Annotated in this window: 15 protein-coding genes and 1 riboswitch; of the genes, 13 read left to right on the top strand and 2 right to left on the bottom strand. The window is 41.0% G+C overall.

From position 1 onward, the window contains the following. The first annotated feature begins 83 nt into the window (after positions 1–83). The gene (locus QUF49_RS16815) at positions 84–554 is read left to right on the top strand and encodes a MarR family winged helix-turn-helix transcriptional regulator (protein WP_289496825.1); all 471 of its coding nucleotides are present in this window, start codon (positions 84–86) and stop codon (positions 552–554) included. Positions 555–594: 40 nt separating this feature from the next. On the opposite strand, the gene QUF49_RS16810 is transcribed toward QUF49_RS16815, so the two are convergent. Continuing rightward, positions 595–771 carry a hypothetical protein gene (locus tag QUF49_RS16810; protein WP_289496824.1) on the bottom strand — a complete coding sequence of 59 codons (177 nt, stop codon included), beginning with the start codon at positions 769–771 and terminating at the stop codon, positions 595–597. Positions 772–1,106: 335 nt separating this feature from the next. On the opposite strand from QUF49_RS16810, the gene spoIIP reads away from it, so the two are divergent. From spoIIP to QUF49_RS16780, 6 genes are all read left to right on the top strand, one after another. Then, positions 1,107–2,258: a stage II sporulation protein P gene (gene spoIIP / locus QUF49_RS16805; protein ID WP_289496823.1), complete on the top strand. Its 1,152-nt coding sequence runs from the start codon at positions 1,107–1,109 to the stop codon at positions 2,256–2,258. A gap of 371 nt (positions 2,259–2,629) precedes the next feature. Continuing rightward, positions 2,630–4,132, top strand: coding sequence for a cardiolipin synthase (gene cls / locus QUF49_RS16800; RefSeq protein WP_289496822.1), 1,503 nt, complete (start codon positions 2,630–2,632; stop codon positions 4,130–4,132). 211 nt (positions 4,133–4,343) lie between these two features. Next, a complete protein-coding gene (locus QUF49_RS16795) occupies positions 4,344–5,126 on the top strand; it encodes an undecaprenyl-diphosphate phosphatase (RefSeq protein WP_289496821.1) in 783 nt (260 codons plus the stop codon). Between the two features lie 78 nt (positions 5,127–5,204). Then, positions 5,205–5,358: riboswitch (cyclic di-AMP (ydaO/yuaA leader) on the top strand. A gap of 137 nt (positions 5,359–5,495) precedes the next feature. Continuing rightward, positions 5,496–6,155, top strand: coding sequence for a potassium channel family protein (locus QUF49_RS16790; RefSeq protein ID WP_066235965.1), 660 nt, complete (start codon positions 5,496–5,498; stop codon positions 6,153–6,155). A 3-nt stretch (positions 6,156–6,158) separates the two neighbouring features. After that, positions 6,159–7,511, top strand: a complete 1,353-nt coding sequence (locus tag QUF49_RS16785) for a TrkH family potassium uptake protein (protein ID WP_289496820.1) — start codon at positions 6,159–6,161, stop codon at positions 7,509–7,511. A 139-nt stretch (positions 7,512–7,650) separates the two neighbouring features. Then, positions 7,651–8,769, top strand: a complete 1,119-nt coding sequence (locus tag QUF49_RS16780; protein WP_289496818.1) for a GerAB/ArcD/ProY family transporter — start codon at positions 7,651–7,653, stop codon at positions 8,767–8,769. An 82-nt stretch (positions 8,770–8,851) separates the two neighbouring features. On the opposite strand, the gene QUF49_RS16775 is transcribed toward QUF49_RS16780, so the two are convergent. Beyond that, entirely contained in the window at positions 8,852–9,310 is a 459-nt protein-coding gene (locus tag QUF49_RS16775) for a hypothetical protein (protein WP_289496816.1), read from the bottom strand. Between the two features lie 181 nt (positions 9,311–9,491). Between QUF49_RS16775 and hutP the strand changes: the two genes are divergently transcribed. The 6 genes from hutP to QUF49_RS16745 all read left to right on the top strand — a co-directional run bounded on the left by hutP (position 9,492) and on the right by QUF49_RS16745 (position 15,909). Continuing rightward, a complete protein-coding gene (gene hutP, locus QUF49_RS16770) occupies positions 9,492–9,926 on the top strand; it encodes a hut operon transcriptional regulator HutP (protein ID WP_066235971.1) in 435 nt (144 codons plus the stop codon). Between the two features lie 287 nt (positions 9,927–10,213). Beyond that, the gene (gene hutH / locus QUF49_RS16765) at positions 10,214–11,740 is read left to right on the top strand and encodes a histidine ammonia-lyase (RefSeq protein ID WP_289496815.1); all 1,527 of its coding nucleotides are present in this window, start codon (positions 10,214–10,216) and stop codon (positions 11,738–11,740) included. 17 nt (positions 11,741–11,757) lie between these two features. Further along, positions 11,758–13,419, top strand: a complete 1,662-nt coding sequence (gene hutU, locus QUF49_RS16760) for a urocanate hydratase (RefSeq protein ID WP_289496814.1) — start codon at positions 11,758–11,760, stop codon at positions 13,417–13,419. Positions 13,420–13,434: 15 nt separating this feature from the next. Then, positions 13,435–14,706, top strand: coding sequence for an imidazolonepropionase (gene hutI / locus QUF49_RS16755; RefSeq protein WP_289496813.1), 1,272 nt, complete (start codon positions 13,435–13,437; stop codon positions 14,704–14,706). Next, complete coding sequence (gene hutG, locus QUF49_RS16750; RefSeq protein ID WP_289496812.1) at positions 14,681–15,652, top strand: formimidoylglutamase; 972 nt, start codon at positions 14,681–14,683, stop codon at positions 15,650–15,652. Before hutI ends, hutG begins: the two co-directional genes overlap by 26 nt. Continuing rightward, positions 15,649–15,909: a helix-turn-helix domain-containing protein gene (locus QUF49_RS16745; protein ID WP_289496811.1), complete on the top strand. Its 261-nt coding sequence runs from the start codon at positions 15,649–15,651 to the stop codon at positions 15,907–15,909. The genes hutG and QUF49_RS16745 overlap by 4 nt, the downstream gene beginning before the upstream one ends. Positions 15,910–16,446: the final 537 nt, after the last annotated feature.

Here is a 16,446-nt window from a genome sequence, read left to right as displayed (position 1 = left end):
AAAATAGTTCAAATGTTATGAAAATTCTTGTATAATGTTAGTATAATATTCGCATTTCAACTTAGAGGCTGGAGGTTCATAGTATGGGGAATAAGGATTTGAAATCCTATGTGGAGAGATTGGAAAGAGTACATTATATTGTGTCAAAGCGTTTGCACCCGGAAATTGCAATTGAAAAGGAACTAACGAAAACACAATTCGTACTTTTAAAGACATTATGCATTAGAAATAAATGGACCGTTTCAAAATTAGCTGATTATATGGGTGTTAAACCAAGTGCGATAACTGTTGGTGCGGATCGTTTGTACAAGCGTGGGTATGTAAGTCGTTACCGAAGTGACCTAGACCGTAGAATTGTGTATTTAGAGATTACGGACGAAGGACACGAAATTTTAAGAGAGGCTGAAAATGAAAGAGTCGATTCAATAAGCAGTTACCTAAATCATTTGTCACCTGAAGAGTTAGGGATTTTTATTGATATTTATGAGAAGCTTGCGAGTGGAAATCATCATACAGAAACGGATAAGCTTGTCTTCACATCACAAACCAGTTGAGTAACTGGTTTTTTTTTGCGCTTAAAAGTATTTAAACATATTAAATAAAATAAAGGGCTTCTTTTGCATTCGTTGTTGCTCTTGAAAGAGATTGATTTCCGCTCCAGGCTGCTCGCTTTCCGCGGGGCAGGCGGTGAGCCCCTTGCCGCTCTGCGCCTTTAAGGGTCTCATCTGACCGCTTGTCCCGCAGGAGTCTCGCACCTTGCACTCCAATCAACTTATCAAAGAAGAGAATTGAACCAATTGCCTCTGAAGCAACAAACTTTTAGGAAAAGAACCATTCAAAAAGATGTGTGCTCATGCGTCTCTTAAGATCCACGTAGCATGCTTTCTTATCCCATACCTCTCGATAACTTTCTTAGGTGTTAGGCACACACCTTGCACTCTCCTCTTATCTCTCAATGAGGGCAAAATAACTTATACCAACTTTTCTAATAGAGATAAATTTTAAAAGCAACGTAATCTCTATTATTTATTCATAGATTTGATTCTATTTAAATTTTTACGTGCATAGGATGTGATAGAAACGCAAACAGAAGTGGAGGGCTATACATGTTTACCCCGCAATTGAATATGAAACGGTTACCTTTATTACTTGCTGGAGCCATGCTATTTATTGTGATTGCCACTAGTTTTATCACATCTTTTGAGCACAAATACAGGTTGAGTTCTTCGACTATGCACAAATGGCTAACGGAGTTTTCTGGAGAGGCACTTGTCTATTTCATAGGCTGGGAAAACAGATACTTTACGCAAGAACTGCCGAAAGAGAGTGAACCGCCTGCATTATCGAGTGTATTGTTCGAGCTTACTACAAGCATAAAACCTGGGGACATTCGAAGCCTGCTGGGAAACGAACTGCCAGGATTTGCGCTCTACGATTCCACGATCATTGTCGCTGGGGAAGGAACGGATTATACGAACTTGGCGTACGAGTCACCGCCGCCAATGGAGCTGTTGTTAAGCGGTGAAGAAGCAGAGGTTCAAGACATGGAGCGTTTAGAAGATCCTGATCCCACTGAGCCACAAAATCCGCCAGGGCAAACGACGAGCGGTAAGAAGATCGCCTATATCTATCATTCACACAGCTGGGAGTCCTTTTTACCTCACTTGAAAGGAGTCACAAATCCAGACCATGCCATTCATTCCAAAGTAAATATTACGATGGTCGGGAAAAAATTAGGCGAGGAACTTGAGGCGAGAGGAATTGGAACAACCGTTGATTATACCAACATGACGGAACTGTTGAAGAAAAATAATACAGACTATCGAAAAAGTTACCCGATGTCACGTACGCTCGTTCAAAGTGCAATGGCGAGCAATCAGGATATAGACCTGATCTTTGATCTGCATCGTGACTCGCTAAGAGGAAAATCCACAACAACCGAAATTAATGGGAAATCTTATGCACGTACGCTGTTTGTAATCGGAACTGCTAATCCTAATTTTGAGAAAAACCAAAAAGCAGCACAGGAAATTAATGCGATTTTAGATAAGAAATATCCAGGATTAAGCCGTGGGGTAATCGGCAAAAACAAAACCACTGGCAACGGCGTCTACAATCAAGACTTATCCGAAAATGCTCTTCTCATTGAATTCGGAGGCGTCGACAACAACATGGATGAGCTATACAGAAGTGCTGAAGCTGTAGCTGATGCCGTAGCAGAGTACTATTGGAAGCAAAATGGAGCGAAAGCTGAATAAGGTTAAATGACTCCAGAGGTGGTGATAACCTTTGGAGTTTTTTTATGTGTTTCTTTTTTTGCGGAAAATTAAAGTGGACAGTAAAAATAGCAGAGTGGACAGTAAATTTATAAAAGTGGACAGTAAATCAGCGAAAGTGGACAGTAAAACTCAAAAAGTGGACAGTATTTTCGTAAAAGTCGACATTAAGTGCCATCGAGGAGTCTGTGCATGGGAGCCGTTCGAATGATCGAAACGGTACTTATTTCATAACAGTCATGATATCTGCAAATCCTAAGAAAAAATGGTATAAAAAGAGAGGTGCTTTTGTTTTATTTACAAGGGTAAGGGAATAAAAGAGGTAAAGAGAAGATTGAAAAAGGAGCTAGTGCATGAAACGAATATGGGAATTTTTCCTCACACTATTGTTACTCGTCTGTTTATACATCGTTTTTTTTGCAGAAGGATATGTAATTATTAAAGCAGCATTCGGGCTCCTTTACATTGCCGTTATTTTGTACACGATTTATTCGTTAATGCTCGAAAACAGAACAGCTCAGCACACGCTTCTATGGATTTATGTTTTGATTCTGTTCCCATTTGTAGGGTATATGTTTTACCTTTATTCGGGGCAACTTTACTTAAAAGGTCATCTGTTTAAATCGAAAAGAAAAAAAGACAGGGATGAGTGGATCAGGGTTTCTAAGCAAGAAGAGAAACCGGATTTTAGTGATTTGAAAAGGCATCAGCAATGTTTCGCTAAACATGCTCATCACATCACGCTTACTCGTATTAACAGACGCACGGATACGAAAATTTTACAGAATGGTCAAGAAACGTTTCCTGAGATCATTGCACGGTTACAAGAGGCGAAGGAATATATACACATTCAATATTATATCTTTCGCTCCGACCGGCTTGGGAAGGATATTATCGATCTTTTGATAAAAAAAGCAAACGAAGGTGTTAAAGTCAGATTTTTGTATGATGGAATAGGTAGCTTATCGCTTCAGCAGCATGATATTGATCGCATGAAAAAGGCTGGTGTTCTTGTAGAAGCATTTTTACCTGTTCGTTATGGATTTTTTAACCAAAAACTAAACTTCCGAAATCACCGTAAAATTATTGTGATTGATGGAAAAATAGGTTTTGTTGGAGGCCTCAATGTTGGTGTTGAGTATTTAGGTGAAGATCCTGATATCGGCTTTTGGCGCGATACGCATATGGTCATGGAAGGAGAAGCTGTTCAAGTTCTGCATGCTATTTTTCTAATGGATTGGGAGTATGTATGCGGTGAGGACTTATTAGAAGATGATCACCTTACGGCAGCACACTCGGCAGAAGGAGACGGCACCGTTCACGTTGTAGCGAGCGGACCAGATACGCAGCTCGGGATAATGAGTGATCTTTATTATTCTTTAATTTCCTGCGCGGAAAAATCCATCTGGATCGCAACACCATATTTCGTTCCGAATGAAGCAATCCGGACTGCTCTTCGTGTGGCTGCCAAAAAAGGAGTTCAAGTCCGGTTAATGGTTCCGGAAATTAACGATGGATTCTTAACTCAATATGCGACCCGCTCTTATTATCCAGAACTTTTACGCTCAGGAATCGAGATCTATTCGTATAAAAAAGGATTTTTGCATCAAAAGGTAATCATTATTGATGGTGATACAGCATCGATTGGTACGGCAAATATGGATATGAGAAGTTTCCATCTGAACTTTGAAGTGAACGTGTTCCTGCTGAATACGTCTTCTGTTAATGATTTGGTTCGACAGTACGAAGAAGACATGGAAGAATCTACAAAAATTCGCCCGGTTGAATTTTATAAAAGAGGGCTTTGGGAAAGAACGAAAGAGTCGTTTTCTCGTCTGTTCTCAGGCGTTCTATAAAATTTAGATTCGCCGCCTATTAGGATAGATGTTTTCTTAGAGGCAAGAAGGTCGAGGAAGTGAAGATTAGAGGAACGGATCGTATCCTTAATACGTGAGTACCGCAGAAACGAAACTGACGAAGAGATTCGCCGCCTATTAGAAAACATAGCATAGAAAACCCCTTTATAGAATAGGTTGTACGAGACCATTTATAGAGGGGGATTTTTTTATGGATTGGCTCGAGGCCCTAATATTAGGTATTGTCCAAGGCTTAACTGAATTTTTACCTGTGAGCTCGACAGGGCACTTGCTCTTAGGAAGGCAAGTATTTCAGCTGGAGGAAGCGGGACTATTCCTTGATAGTATGCTGCATATTGGTACACTGATTGCCGTTATGACCGTCTATGGAAAAGAGATTTTAGAAGTTATAAGAAGGCCGTTCAGCAAAATCGGAATTCTGCTCATTGCAGGAACGATTCCAACTGCTATAATCGGACTGGCTTTTAAAGGTTTTTTTGAAGAAATCTCTAAAACAGGGATAACCGTCGGATGGGAGTTTTTGCTGACAGGATTATTGTTATGGTGGGCTGATTCTTATAAACGGAACGGGTACAAAGGAATTGGTGACATTACAATACGCGATGCTCTAGTGATCGGAACATTTCAAGGAGCGGCTATTCTTCCGGCAGTTTCCCGGTCTGGTCTCACAATTGCAGCGGCGTTATTTTGTAAAATCGATAAAAAAGCAGCAGCGTACTTTTCATTTTTACTCTCCATCCCATCCATTGCAGGTGGGGTTGTTCTTCAGTCAAAAGATCTTTTCACGGGTGCACAGCCACCGATCTCTTTTTCAGCGCTTGCGATTGGTACGTTAGCATCAGCAATCTTCGGATATATTGCTGTGAAATGGATGATTAAACTTCTGCAAACCGGCACGCTTAAAGGGTTTGCGATCTATGTATGGATCGTTGGAATCGTAGTTTTGGTTCTTCAATTTTCAGGAAAAATGTAAAGTATTTGTTAACACTATAAAAATGGATTGACATTTAAAAGATGGAGGATTACAGTATATGTAATTCAAAATTTAGCAGGCTTTAGATCGCTGAATTTACAGTTGTTTTTATGGTAAAACTACTGTGAAACGGGGGAACCAATTTTTTGGGGTGAATTTTGCTTTACGCAAAAAGGGATACTCCAATCCCTAATCCGACAGCTAACCCCGTAAGCGTCATGTCACTGGAGAGGTCAATTTGGTGAAAAACCGGACCCGCTTTTTTGTGTGGTCTTTTTTTGCGTTTTTTTACTGATTTACAGAACCTCTTAACCAGCAAGGCTAGAGGACAACGAAGGAAAACTTCATGTAGTTAAGGGGAGAATCGTAATGAAAAAAAAACAGTTTGCCGTAATTGGACTTGGTCGCTTTGGGGGCAGCATTTGTAGAGAATTTGCCACTATGGGCTACGATGTCCTAGCAATTGATAATGATATGGAAAAAGTAAATGAATTTGCAACGATCGCAACTCAAGCGGTTCAAGCCAATTCAACAGATGAAAAGGTAATGAAATCTCTAGGCATTCGAAACTTCAACCATGTTATTGTTTCAATCGGAGAAGACATTCAAGCAAGTATTTTGACTACCTTGCTTTTAAAAGAAGCGGGCGTTAACAAAGTTTGGGTAAAAGCCCAGAATGATTATCATCATAAAGTATTGGAAAAGCTAGGTGCAGACCGCATTATCCACCCAGAGCGTGACATGGCACTCAGAGTTGCACAGCTTATTTCTTCAGAAAAAATTATTGATTTCATTGAACTATCACATGAACATAGTATTGTTGAAATTGGCGTAACGGACAAACTTGTGAACAAGACGCTTACAGATCTAGATGTGCGTGCGCGTTATGGATGTAACATTGTTGCCATTAAACGTGGAGATGAAATACATGTTTCTCCTATTGCAGATGTTTCTTTAGAGTATGGAGATATTCTGGTTGTCATTGGGAAAAATGAGGACCTAAATCGTTTCGAGGATGAAGGAGTGTAAGCTTTGGCACTGCATGTGAAAAATCGTAAGCGATTCTTGCACAATCCGATTAAATTGAGTCCTCCTCAATTTTTAGCATTGCTGTTCTTATTTCTTATTTTCGTAGGTACTTGTTTATTGAAGCTGCCCATTGCTCATGAAAAAGCCCTATCATGGATAGATGCCTTCTTTATCGCAACATCTGCTGCAACCGTAACAGGACTTGCTACGGTTGATCCAGGATCTACATTTACCTTGTTTGGTGAAATTGTAATTCTGTTTTTGATTCAAGTTGGAGGACTCGGCGTTATGTCCTTTGCTTCCTTAGTCGTCATTATGATGGGCAGGAAAATATCCATTAAGCAAAGGGTTCTTATGCAAGAGGCATTAAATCAACCGTCGATCGGCGGGGTAATTAGGTTAGTACGAAACTTATTCTTGTTTTCGATCAGTATTCAAATGGTTGCTACTATTGTTCTTTCGGTAAGACTTATACCTGATTTAGGATTTTATAAAGGAATATACTACAGCGTATTTCACGTAATATCAGCGTACAATAACGCAGGATTCTCGCTTTGGTCAGATGGGTTAATGGGATATGTGGGAGATCCGACAATGAACCTCGTTATATCGTTCCTGTTTATTACCGGTGGGATTGGTTTTACTGTGTTGGTTGATATGTGGGTAAGCCGAAGATGGAAAACCCTTTCCCTTCATACGAAAGTCATGCTGATTTCCACAGTAATCATCAATGTGATTTCTATTTTACTTTTTTACTTATTTGAGTTTAATAATCCTAAAACAATCGGAATGCTTTCAGGTATAGAGCAATTTTGGGCTTCTTACTTTCAAGGTGTTTCTCCAAGAACAGCAGGATTTAACTCTATCGATATGACTGCGATAAATCCTGATACATCTTTGTTAATGATTCTTTTAATGTTTGTTGGAGCAGGGAGTACTTCAACAGGTGGAGGAATTAAGCTGACAACATTTGTAGTTATTCTTTTTACTGTTGCAGCATTTTTGAAAGGCAAAGAAGATACAGTTATTATGAAACGAACCATTAGAAATGCAGTCGTGTATAGAGCACTTGCTATCACAACCATTTCCATTTTGTTTATTTTTGCAGCATTGTTTATTATCACATATGTCCAGAAAGACACCTCTTTTATGATGATCGTATTTGAAGTCATTTCTGCTTTTGGTACGGTAGGGTTAAGTATGGGGCTTACCCCAGATCTAACTGTTATTGGAAAAGCAGTCATCTGTGCTGTTATGGTTTTCGGAAAGTTAGGTCCATTAACATTGGCGTTTAGTCTAGCCAAACAATCAAAAGATAATATTCGTTATCCTGATGGTGAAGTATTTACAGGGTAAAAGAATGAAAGCTAACTCAGAAGGGATAATCCCTTTTCATGAGTTAGCTTTTTTGGCTATTTATGGGTTAAAGACTTTTCTGTTGGGAATGCTAAAACAAGATTTATAAGCATTTCAGCAGAAAGGACGGGAAATCGTCATGCAAAAAATTAAAGAAGCTTTTCTCGTGTCTCCCTTTCTTGTCTTTTTCCTTGTGCATTCTGAACAAGTTGGTGTTGGAGTTCTAGGTTATCAGAGAGTCATTGCAAAATATGCTGGTTATGATTCTTGGATCTCGGTCATTATCGCAGCCGCTTTTGTACATATACTTATATGGATGATCTATTATGTGCTTGACAATGGTGACGGAGATATCGTGACCATCCATAAATCTTTGTTTGGCCGGCTTCTTGGTAACATGTTTAATCTCGCTCTTTTACTTTACTTTCTATTATGGTCCATTACTGTTTTAAGAACGTATATCGAAGTGATACAAGTATGGATGTTTCCTACCTTAAGTACTTGGAAGATCGCTGTTGTCTTTCTCTTATTAACATATTACGTCGTTTCTTCAGGTTTTCGAACAGTTGCAGGAATCTGTTTCTTAGGAGTCGTCATTCCATTAGGATTAATCCTCTTGTTGGTTTATCCACTAGAGTTCACTCATTTTTCTAATCTGTTGCCTGTATTTGATGAAAACCTCAAAGATTATTTATCAGCAACGAAAAACATGATGCTCAGTTACCTCGGATTTGAGACGCTGCTCGTTTTTTATCCATTTATAAAAAACGCAAAACGTTCTCAAAAATTTGCGCATCATGCTAATATCTTTACCTTTATGATGTATTTACTGGTTACGCTGTTCTCGTTTGCTTTCTTTAGTCAGGAACAGTTGGCCAGAAATATATGGGCAACGCTTTCTATGGTGAAAATCGTACAAGTGTCATTTGTGGAGCGTTTTGACTTTGTGTTCGTATCCATGTGGTGCCTTGTGATCCTTCCCAATATTACACTTGCAATATGGTCCTCGAGCCGGGTAGCAAAACTAATGTTGAACATCCGTCAGCATGTAACGCTTATCGTTTTATTAGCTCTTGTATTAGTTGCCTGTATTTTCTTAGATACTCGATTAAAAATCAATTTGCTCAATAATTACACGAACAAAATCGGTTTTTACTTGGCGGTCAGTTATATTCCACTCATATTTATTGCAACGTTCTTCAAAAAACAGTTAAAAAAGAAAAGAAAAAATAACGAGCAAGCATCACCGACTACTTGATTTAAATAAATAAACTGCTAAACCTCTCACCTGAAGTAAAGATGAAGTGGCTTAGCAGTTTTTGCATTTATACAAAGGAGATTTAAGCTTGAAGCAGCAAGGTTAGCCGATTTTTATGTTTCTCTCGCTGGAAATCATCAGAAGTGTTATGCCAATTTTGCAGGGTTTCGTTGATCAGCTGTTTAACCATATGCTTCGCCCAAACAACATACGCGCCATATATGTCACCTTTGAAAAAACTTGTTAACATATTGTTTTCAGGGCCGAAGAAGAATCCGAGCTGATCGTGTATGAGTGTAGCTTCTTCCATTGAAAAAGGCATGATTTTATCTGAGAGCGTAAATTGGTAGGAGTTGTTTTCCTTCTTTATAAATGAGATGGCATAAAGTTGGCCATCTGGAAGAAAACCTTTGGTTGTAGGCAAGAGCAATATAGGGTTATGTCCTTTGTCATAAGCAATAAAAAAGTCATTCGCATTTTCCTCAAACTGCGGTGTTCGTGACATTGAAGCAAGTGCAATTTCTTTTTGTACGTTTAACATGTTACAACCCTCATTCCGTTATATTCTTACTTACATTCTTACCGCTAGATTGATAGATTATACATGTCTTTTTCTTTACTGTAGTGCCGTGATAAGTTGTTGAAAGGGAATTGACGGACAAATTGTAAACGCATACACTAGAGATAGTTATTAGCCGTGAGCAGAAAGAGTGGTTCATGAAATGGCATTATCGAACGAGCGATTGATTGGAAAAATGGCTATGTTAGGTGTATTAGACGAAAGCTATCTGCCTGAAATAGAAAAACAGGGCTGGAAGTATTGCGTAGGCAAAGCCGGTTCGATGGATTCTCAAAAGGTAGTAGCTGCGATTGAAACAGCAGCCAAAAATGAACAGGTGATTCAAAGCGGGATTTATCGCGAAACACATTCCCTTTACCATGCGATCATGGAAGCATTTCATGGAGTGACTAGAGGACAGGTTCAACTAGGAACGGTTCTTAGGACTGTCGGTTTACGGTTTATTGTTGTCCGCGGCAATCCTTATGAAAAGAAGGAAGAAGGGGACTGGATAGCGGTCGCTTTATACGGAACGATCGGTGCTCCTGTAAAAGGATTGGAGCATGAAGCGATCGGACTCGGTATTAATCATATTTAAATAGTGCCCATAGCAACTAGTGATGAGGGGGCGTATTCGAAAGTGTTTCTTTCGGGTGCGCTCTTTTTGTTTGTAATAAAAGCTCATGAAAGTGGTTGATTTCTCGCTTTCGGGGACCTTGCGATTGTAAAAAATGAAAAATAAGCATTAATTCCGCGAGATCTAGAATTAATCCCGCGAGTTTTAACGATAATCCCGCGAATTTCAGTCGTAATTCCGCAAGTTTTTAACATATATCCGCGAGTCAAATCGATTATAAACAGAGTCTTAGAAAATGAGGGATGAAGATGATTACATTAACAGGTAATACACTTTCCATGGAAGAAATCAAGTGGATTCTGCATGATAACGAACCCGTAGAAGCTTGCCCGGTCAGCATGAAAAAAGTTGCTGACAGCCGGAAAGCGGTTGAAGAGATTGTGGCTGAAGGTAAAGTGGTATACGGGATCACGACTGGCTTTGGGAAGTTTAGTGATGTTTTTATTTCTAGAGATGATGTTGAGACATTGCAGATCAATCTGATTCGCAGCCATGCGTGTGGGATTGGGGAACCGTTTCCTGAGACAATCAGTCGCCTTATGCTTATTTTAAGAGCAAATGCGCTGTTAAAAGGATTTTCGGGTATCCGACCTGTAGTAATTGAACGGCTGTTAGAGCTAGTGGAGAAGAGTGTCCATCCTGTTGTTCCGCAGCAAGGGTCCCTAGGAGCGAGCGGTGATCTGGCTCCACTTTCTCATTTAGCACTGGTCTTAGTAGGTGAAGGAGAGGCGTATTACAAAGGAGAGCGTCTTCCTGGTCAAGAAGCATTAAAGAGAGCTGGTATTGAACCCGTTGTGTTAACGGCTAAAGAGGGCCTTGCTTTAATTAATGGAACACAAGCCATGACAGCTCAGGGGATTGCAGCATATATAGAGGCTGAACGAATCGGGCTCATGGCAGATGCCATCGCTTCTTTAACAACTGAAAGTTTAAGAGGAATAACAGATGCATTTGATGAAGACGTGCATCTTGCAAGAGGATATAAAGAACAAGTAGAAGTGGCTGAGCGTCTTAGAGCATATTTAGAAGGCAGTCAGCTTACTACTAAGCAAGGCGAAATCAGAGTGCAAGATGCGTATTCATTAAGATGCATCCCACAAGTACACGGAGCATCTTGGCAAGTACTTGGTTATGTAAAAGAAAAGCTTGAGATTGAAATGAACGCTGCAACTGATAATCCGCTGATTTTTGATAATGGCAACAAGATTATCTCAGGCGGTAATTTTCATGGTCAGCCGATCGCCTTTGCGATGGACTTCTTGAAGCTTGCAGCAGCGGAGTGGGCGAATATTTCGGAACGCCGCATCGAGCGAATGGTCAACCCCCAGCTAAGCGACTTGCCAGGTTTTCTAAGTCCCAATCCTGGACTTGAGTCTGGTGCGATGATCATGCAATATGCAGCTGCATCGCTTGTGTCTGAAAATAAAACGCTTGCTCACCCTGCAAGCGTTGATTCGATTCCTTCATCAGCGAACCAGGAAGATCATGTAAGTATGGGGACGATTGCTTCAAGACATGCAGCGCAGATCATTGCAAATGCAAGAAGAGTGCTGGCAGTAGAATTAATCTGTGCGATGCAGGCGGCAGATTTCAGGGGACCTGAAAAACTCGCGCCAAAAACTAAAAAAGTTTACGAGCATGGAAGAATTGTTTGTCCGACAATCCAATGTGACCGTATGTTTCACAGGGACATGGAAGCTGTTGCTTCATGGATTCTTGACCAATCTTGGAATGAAATTTTAATCGGAACAAAAGCTCAAAAGTTAGCACATTAAAAAGGAGGTATTTTTACATGTCAAACGTAAAACATTCTATATCAGCTGCTAGAGGTACAAAATTATCGGCAAAAGGGTGGGTTCAAGAAGCGGCCATCCGGATGCTGATGAATAACTTAGATGGGGAAGTGGCGGAGAATCCAGATGAACTCGTTGTTTATGGCGGTATCGGAAAAGCAGCCCGCAACTGGGATTCTTATCATAAGATCATTGAAACACTTGAACGTTTAGAAAATGATGAAACCCTTCTTGTGCAATCAGGGAAACCAGTTGCTGTATTTAAGTCACATACTGATGCACCACGCGTTTTGCTTGCAAACTCTAACCTTGTTCCTGCATGGGCTAACTGGGAGACGTTCCGTGATTTAGAAAGAAGAGGTCTGATGATGTACGGCCAGATGACGGCAGGAAGCTGGATCTATATTGGAACGCAAGGCATTCTGCAAGGAACGTATGAAACGTTTGCAGAAGCGGCACGCAAGCATTTTAACGGATCCTTAAAAGGTACGATAACACTAACTGCCGGTCTTGGAGGAATGGGTGGAGCGCAGCCTCTTGCTGTAACGATGAATGATGGTGTTGTGATCGCGATAGATGTAGATGAAACAAGAATTCAGCGCCGTTTGGACACAAGATATCTAGATAAAAAGACTGAAAGCTTAGAAGAAGCATTAACGATGGCTAAAGAATATGCGGCAAAAGGTGAGCCTTTGTCCATCGGACTGTTAGGAAACGCAGCTGAACTTTTACCAAAGATGATTGAGATGGGTGAGATACCTGATCTCGTTACTGATCAGACATCTGCGCACGACCCACTGCATGGTTATTTGCCAGTTGGGTTCACGATGGAAGAAGGGGCAGAACTTCGTAAACGCAACCCGGACCAATACATTGAAAAGTCAAAGAAATCGATGGCGATTCATGTAGAGGCGATGCTAGAGATGCAAAAAAAGGGTGCTGTTGTTTTCGATTATGGCAACAACATCAGACAAGTTGCTTTCGACGAAGGAGTAAAAAATGCCTTTGATTTCCCTGGATTTGTTCCAGCGTTTATCCGTCCATTGTTCTGTGAAGGAAAAGGACCTTTTAGATGGGTAGCGTTATCGGGAGATCCGGAAGATATCAGAAAAACAGATGAAGTGATTTTACGAGAGTTTAGTGATAACGAGCACCTCTGCAAATGGATCAAGATGGCACAAGAAAAAGTTCAGTTCCAAGGCCTTCCGTCACGTATCTGCTGGCTGGGGTATGGAGAGCGCGCGAAGTTTGGAAAAATCATCAATGAAATGGTCGCTTCTGGAGAACTGTCAGCACCGATCGTGATCGGGCGAGATCACTTGGATTGCGGTTCAGTTGCTTCGCCAAACCGTGAAACAGAAGGAATGATTGATGGCAGTGATGCGGTTGCAGACTGGCCAATTTTGAACGCGATGATTAATGCAGTAAATGGTGCAAGCTGGGTGTCTGTACACCATGGCGGAGGTGTTGGGATGGGTTATTCCCTTCATGCTGGAATGGTCGTTGTGGCAGACGGAACAGAAGAAGCTGCACGCCGTTTAGAGCGTGTATTAACAAGTGACCCTGGAATGGGGATCGTAAGACATGCTGATGCAGGCTATGACTTAGCAATAGAAACAGCAAAAGAAAAAGGCGTTGACCTGCCGATGATCGAGAAATAAAAAGGAGTGTGGAAAATGCTAGATACTTTGATTTTGGCCGGACAGGTGGTTGTCCCAGAAAGTAAGGGAAGAGCGCTTCGCGGAACGGAAATGAATGAGCTTAAAATCATTGATAACGGTGCAGTTGGAATAAAAGATGGCATTATCGCTTTTATTGGAACAGCTGAAGAAGCGGAATCACTACAGGCAAAAGAAACGATTGATGCAGCAGATAAATTGTTATCACCAGGCTTAGTAGACCCTCATACACATCTTGTGTTTGGGGGATCACGTGAGCATGAGCTTGCACTAAAACAGCAAGGTGTCCCTTATTTAGAAATCTTGGCGCAAGGCGGCGGAATTCATTCCACCGTTAAAGCGACCCGTGAAACAATTGAAGAAGCTCTTTATGAAAAAGGGCTGTTCCATTTAAACAGATGTTTAACATACGGTGTCACGACCATGGAAGCAAAAAGCGGGTATGGACTCGATAAGGAAACAGAACTGAAGCAGCTGAGAGTGGCAAAGAAACTGAATGAAACGCACCCAATTGACCTTGTGTCCACATTTTTAGGCGCGCATGCAATCCCTGAAAATTATAAGGGGAGACCGGATGCATTTTTAGAAGAAATGCTCTCGATGCTAAGTGTTATTTCAAAAGAAGGTTTAGCAGAGTTCGTAGATATTTTTTGTGAGACAGGCGTATTTACGGTCGAACAATCTAAAGTGTTTTTACAAAAAGCCAAAACAGCTGGATTTGGAGTAAAGATTCATGCTGATGAGATCGACCCGCTTGGCGGAACTGAGATGGCTTGTGAGATTGGTGCTGTTTCAGCAGATCACTTAGTAGGAGCGAGTCGTGGCGGTGTTCGCATGCTTGGGGAGTCAGATACGATTGCGGTTCTTTTGCCAGGCACAACGTTTTATTTAGGAAAAGATCAGTTTGCACCAGCTCGAGACATGATCACAAGCGGTGCAGCAGTTGCTCTTTCTACCGATTTTAACCCTGGAAGTTCACCGACTGAAAACCTGCAGTTCATCATGAATCTGGCAGCATTGAAGCTGAAGATGACACCAGAAGAAATCTGGAATGCTGTAACGGTTAACGCAGCTTTTGCGATTGGACGCGGTGATGTGGCTGGCAGTTTAGAAGAAGGAAGAAAGGCAGACCTCGTATTATGGGATGTACCAAACTATAAGTATGTTCCATATCATTATGGCGTTAACCATGTGCATAAAGTCTGGAAAAAAGGAAAGCTGGTAGTTGGAAAGGGAGATGTGCATGCAAACTATACCCTTTCTAAGTAAATCAGGCTCAGCGCCATTTACCGATCGTGGCATTAAAAAAGCCGGTCAGCTTTTGCGGCCGTGGGCAGGAGAGGAAGTCAGAGGAGTAGCAATCGCAGGTGCTCCGCTCTCTAAAACATCCATCTCTCATTCAGGCGCTCATTTATCACCCCAAACGATTCGTACGATGATGCATGCGTTTTCTACTTATAGCATTGAAGAAGAAATCGATATGTGGGATCACATCATTACCGATTTTGGAGATATCGAAATGCATGTGACGGATCTGTTTGAGTCTCAATCACGTATTTATTCAGCGTTAAAAGATCTACAATATCAGCATAAGGATGCGATGGTTATTACCCTTGGCGGAGATCATTCGGTATCCGCTGGAGCGATAAAAGCCTTTCAAGAAACAAGAGGCAAGGTAGGTATCATCCAGTTCGACGCCCATTTCGATCTCCGAAATACAGAAGATGGCGGCCCATCGAACGGAACACCATTCCGCCAGCTGATTGAAAATGGTGTGATCAGTGGTAATCAGCTTATACAGATTGGAATTCGTGATTTCTCAAATGGAAGATTATATCATGATTATGCAAAAGACCAAGGAGTTACCGTAAACACGATGGGTGATATCAAAAGAGAAGGTCTTCTTTCATTGCTGCAAAAATCAGTTGACCAGTTAAAACAGACAACAGATAACATATATATTTCACTGGATATGGACGTGTTGGACCAAGCCTATGCACCAGGTTGTCCAGCAATTGGTCCAGGAGGATTAGACAGTGATTCATTAATTGAAGGGATTCAATGGCTCGCACAAGATTCATCTGTAAAAGGCATGGACATTGTAGAGATCGATCCAACCCTTGATTTTCGGAATATGACGAGCCGTTTAGCTGCTTATATCATCATGCAGTTCACGCTTTTCTATAACAAGAGAGAAGGAGGTTCAACGAAATGAGTGATTTTGGAAAATTTATTGAGATGTCGAGAAATCAAAAAGGCTTAAGTAAATCCGAGCTAGCTCGCAGACTAAGCATTACGCCGCAGTATATGGCCGATATTGAAAAAGGCAGAATGATTCCATCTGAGGAAAAGATAGAGAAGCTGGTTAAGACGCTTGAACTGAACGAAAAAGAGGCATTTAAACTTGCAGATAAACTGCCGCTGCGTGTGTTGGCAGAAGCAAAACAAGAGTATTATAAGCATGGGTCTTAAGGTTATTTTGGAAGCCTGCCATTTTTGGCGGGCTTTTCATTTTTTTGATAGAGGTTGATTTCCGTTCCAGGTGCTTCGCTTTCCGCGGGGCAGGCAGTGAGCGACATTCGGACGTTTCACTCTTAAGTGTCTCACCTGCCCGCTCGTCCCGCAGGAGTCTCACACCTTCCACTCCAATCAACTGGTCCATGGAGAAAATGAAAAAACTTATATTTGCGCAGGGGTTCCAAACCGTTAAGGTCCATTTCCGCGCAGCTTGCTCTTCGTTTCACGGAGCAGCTATTCAAATCTCCTCTAACAAGTTCTTTCCAAGTGGGATTTTTGGTTCAGCGTAGAGAAAAAAGCGCCGTATACTACTTTAGAAGTATAAAAGAGGTTAAATAAACCAAACAAACTTACTAAATAGATACCTTTTTGTCAAAAAAAGACGACATCGTACCGACTCTAAAAATCAACCCTATGCCTTATCCTCATTCATCCGATTTCTGTTTAATATGGAAGTAATCACCAACAAGTGACGAAATTTTCAGATTAAAT

The sequence above is a fragment of the Fictibacillus sp. b24 genome, assembly GCF_030348825.1.
Taxonomy (GTDB): domain Bacteria; phylum Bacillota; class Bacilli; order Bacillales; family Fictibacillaceae; genus Fictibacillus.
This window is presented reverse-complemented; position numbering and strand designations above follow the sequence as displayed.

Coding starts and splice junctions, on each gene's coding strand:
- QUF49_RS16795 (WP_289496821.1), top strand. CDS start 4,344: ATGGATTGGCTCGAGGCCCTAATATTAGGTATTGTCCAAGGCTTAACT.
- hutP (WP_066235971.1), top strand. CDS start 9,492: ATGGCATTATCGAACGAGCGATTGATTGGAAAAATGGCTATGTTAGGT.
- QUF49_RS16790 (WP_066235965.1), top strand. CDS start 5,496: ATGAAAAAAAAACAGTTTGCCGTAATTGGACTTGGTCGCTTTGGGGGC.
- QUF49_RS16745 (WP_289496811.1), top strand. CDS start 15,649: ATGAGTGATTTTGGAAAATTTATTGAGATGTCGAGAAATCAAAAAGGC.
- QUF49_RS16815 (WP_289496825.1), top strand. CDS start 84: ATGGGGAATAAGGATTTGAAATCCTATGTGGAGAGATTGGAAAGAGTA.
- hutU (WP_289496814.1), top strand. CDS start 11,758: ATGTCAAACGTAAAACATTCTATATCAGCTGCTAGAGGTACAAAATTA.
- hutH (WP_289496815.1), top strand. CDS start 10,214: ATGATTACATTAACAGGTAATACACTTTCCATGGAAGAAATCAAGTGG.
- cls (WP_289496822.1), top strand. CDS start 2,630: ATGAAACGAATATGGGAATTTTTCCTCACACTATTGTTACTCGTCTGT.
- QUF49_RS16775 (WP_289496816.1), bottom strand. CDS start 9,310: ATGTTAAACGTACAAAAAGAAATTGCACTTGCTTCAATGTCACGAACA.
- hutG (WP_289496812.1), top strand. CDS start 14,681: ATGCAAACTATACCCTTTCTAAGTAAATCAGGCTCAGCGCCATTTACC.
- spoIIP (WP_289496823.1), top strand. CDS start 1,107: ATGTTTACCCCGCAATTGAATATGAAACGGTTACCTTTATTACTTGCT.
- QUF49_RS16780 (WP_289496818.1), top strand. CDS start 7,651: ATGCAAAAAATTAAAGAAGCTTTTCTCGTGTCTCCCTTTCTTGTCTTT.
- hutI (WP_289496813.1), top strand. CDS start 13,435: ATGCTAGATACTTTGATTTTGGCCGGACAGGTGGTTGTCCCAGAAAGT.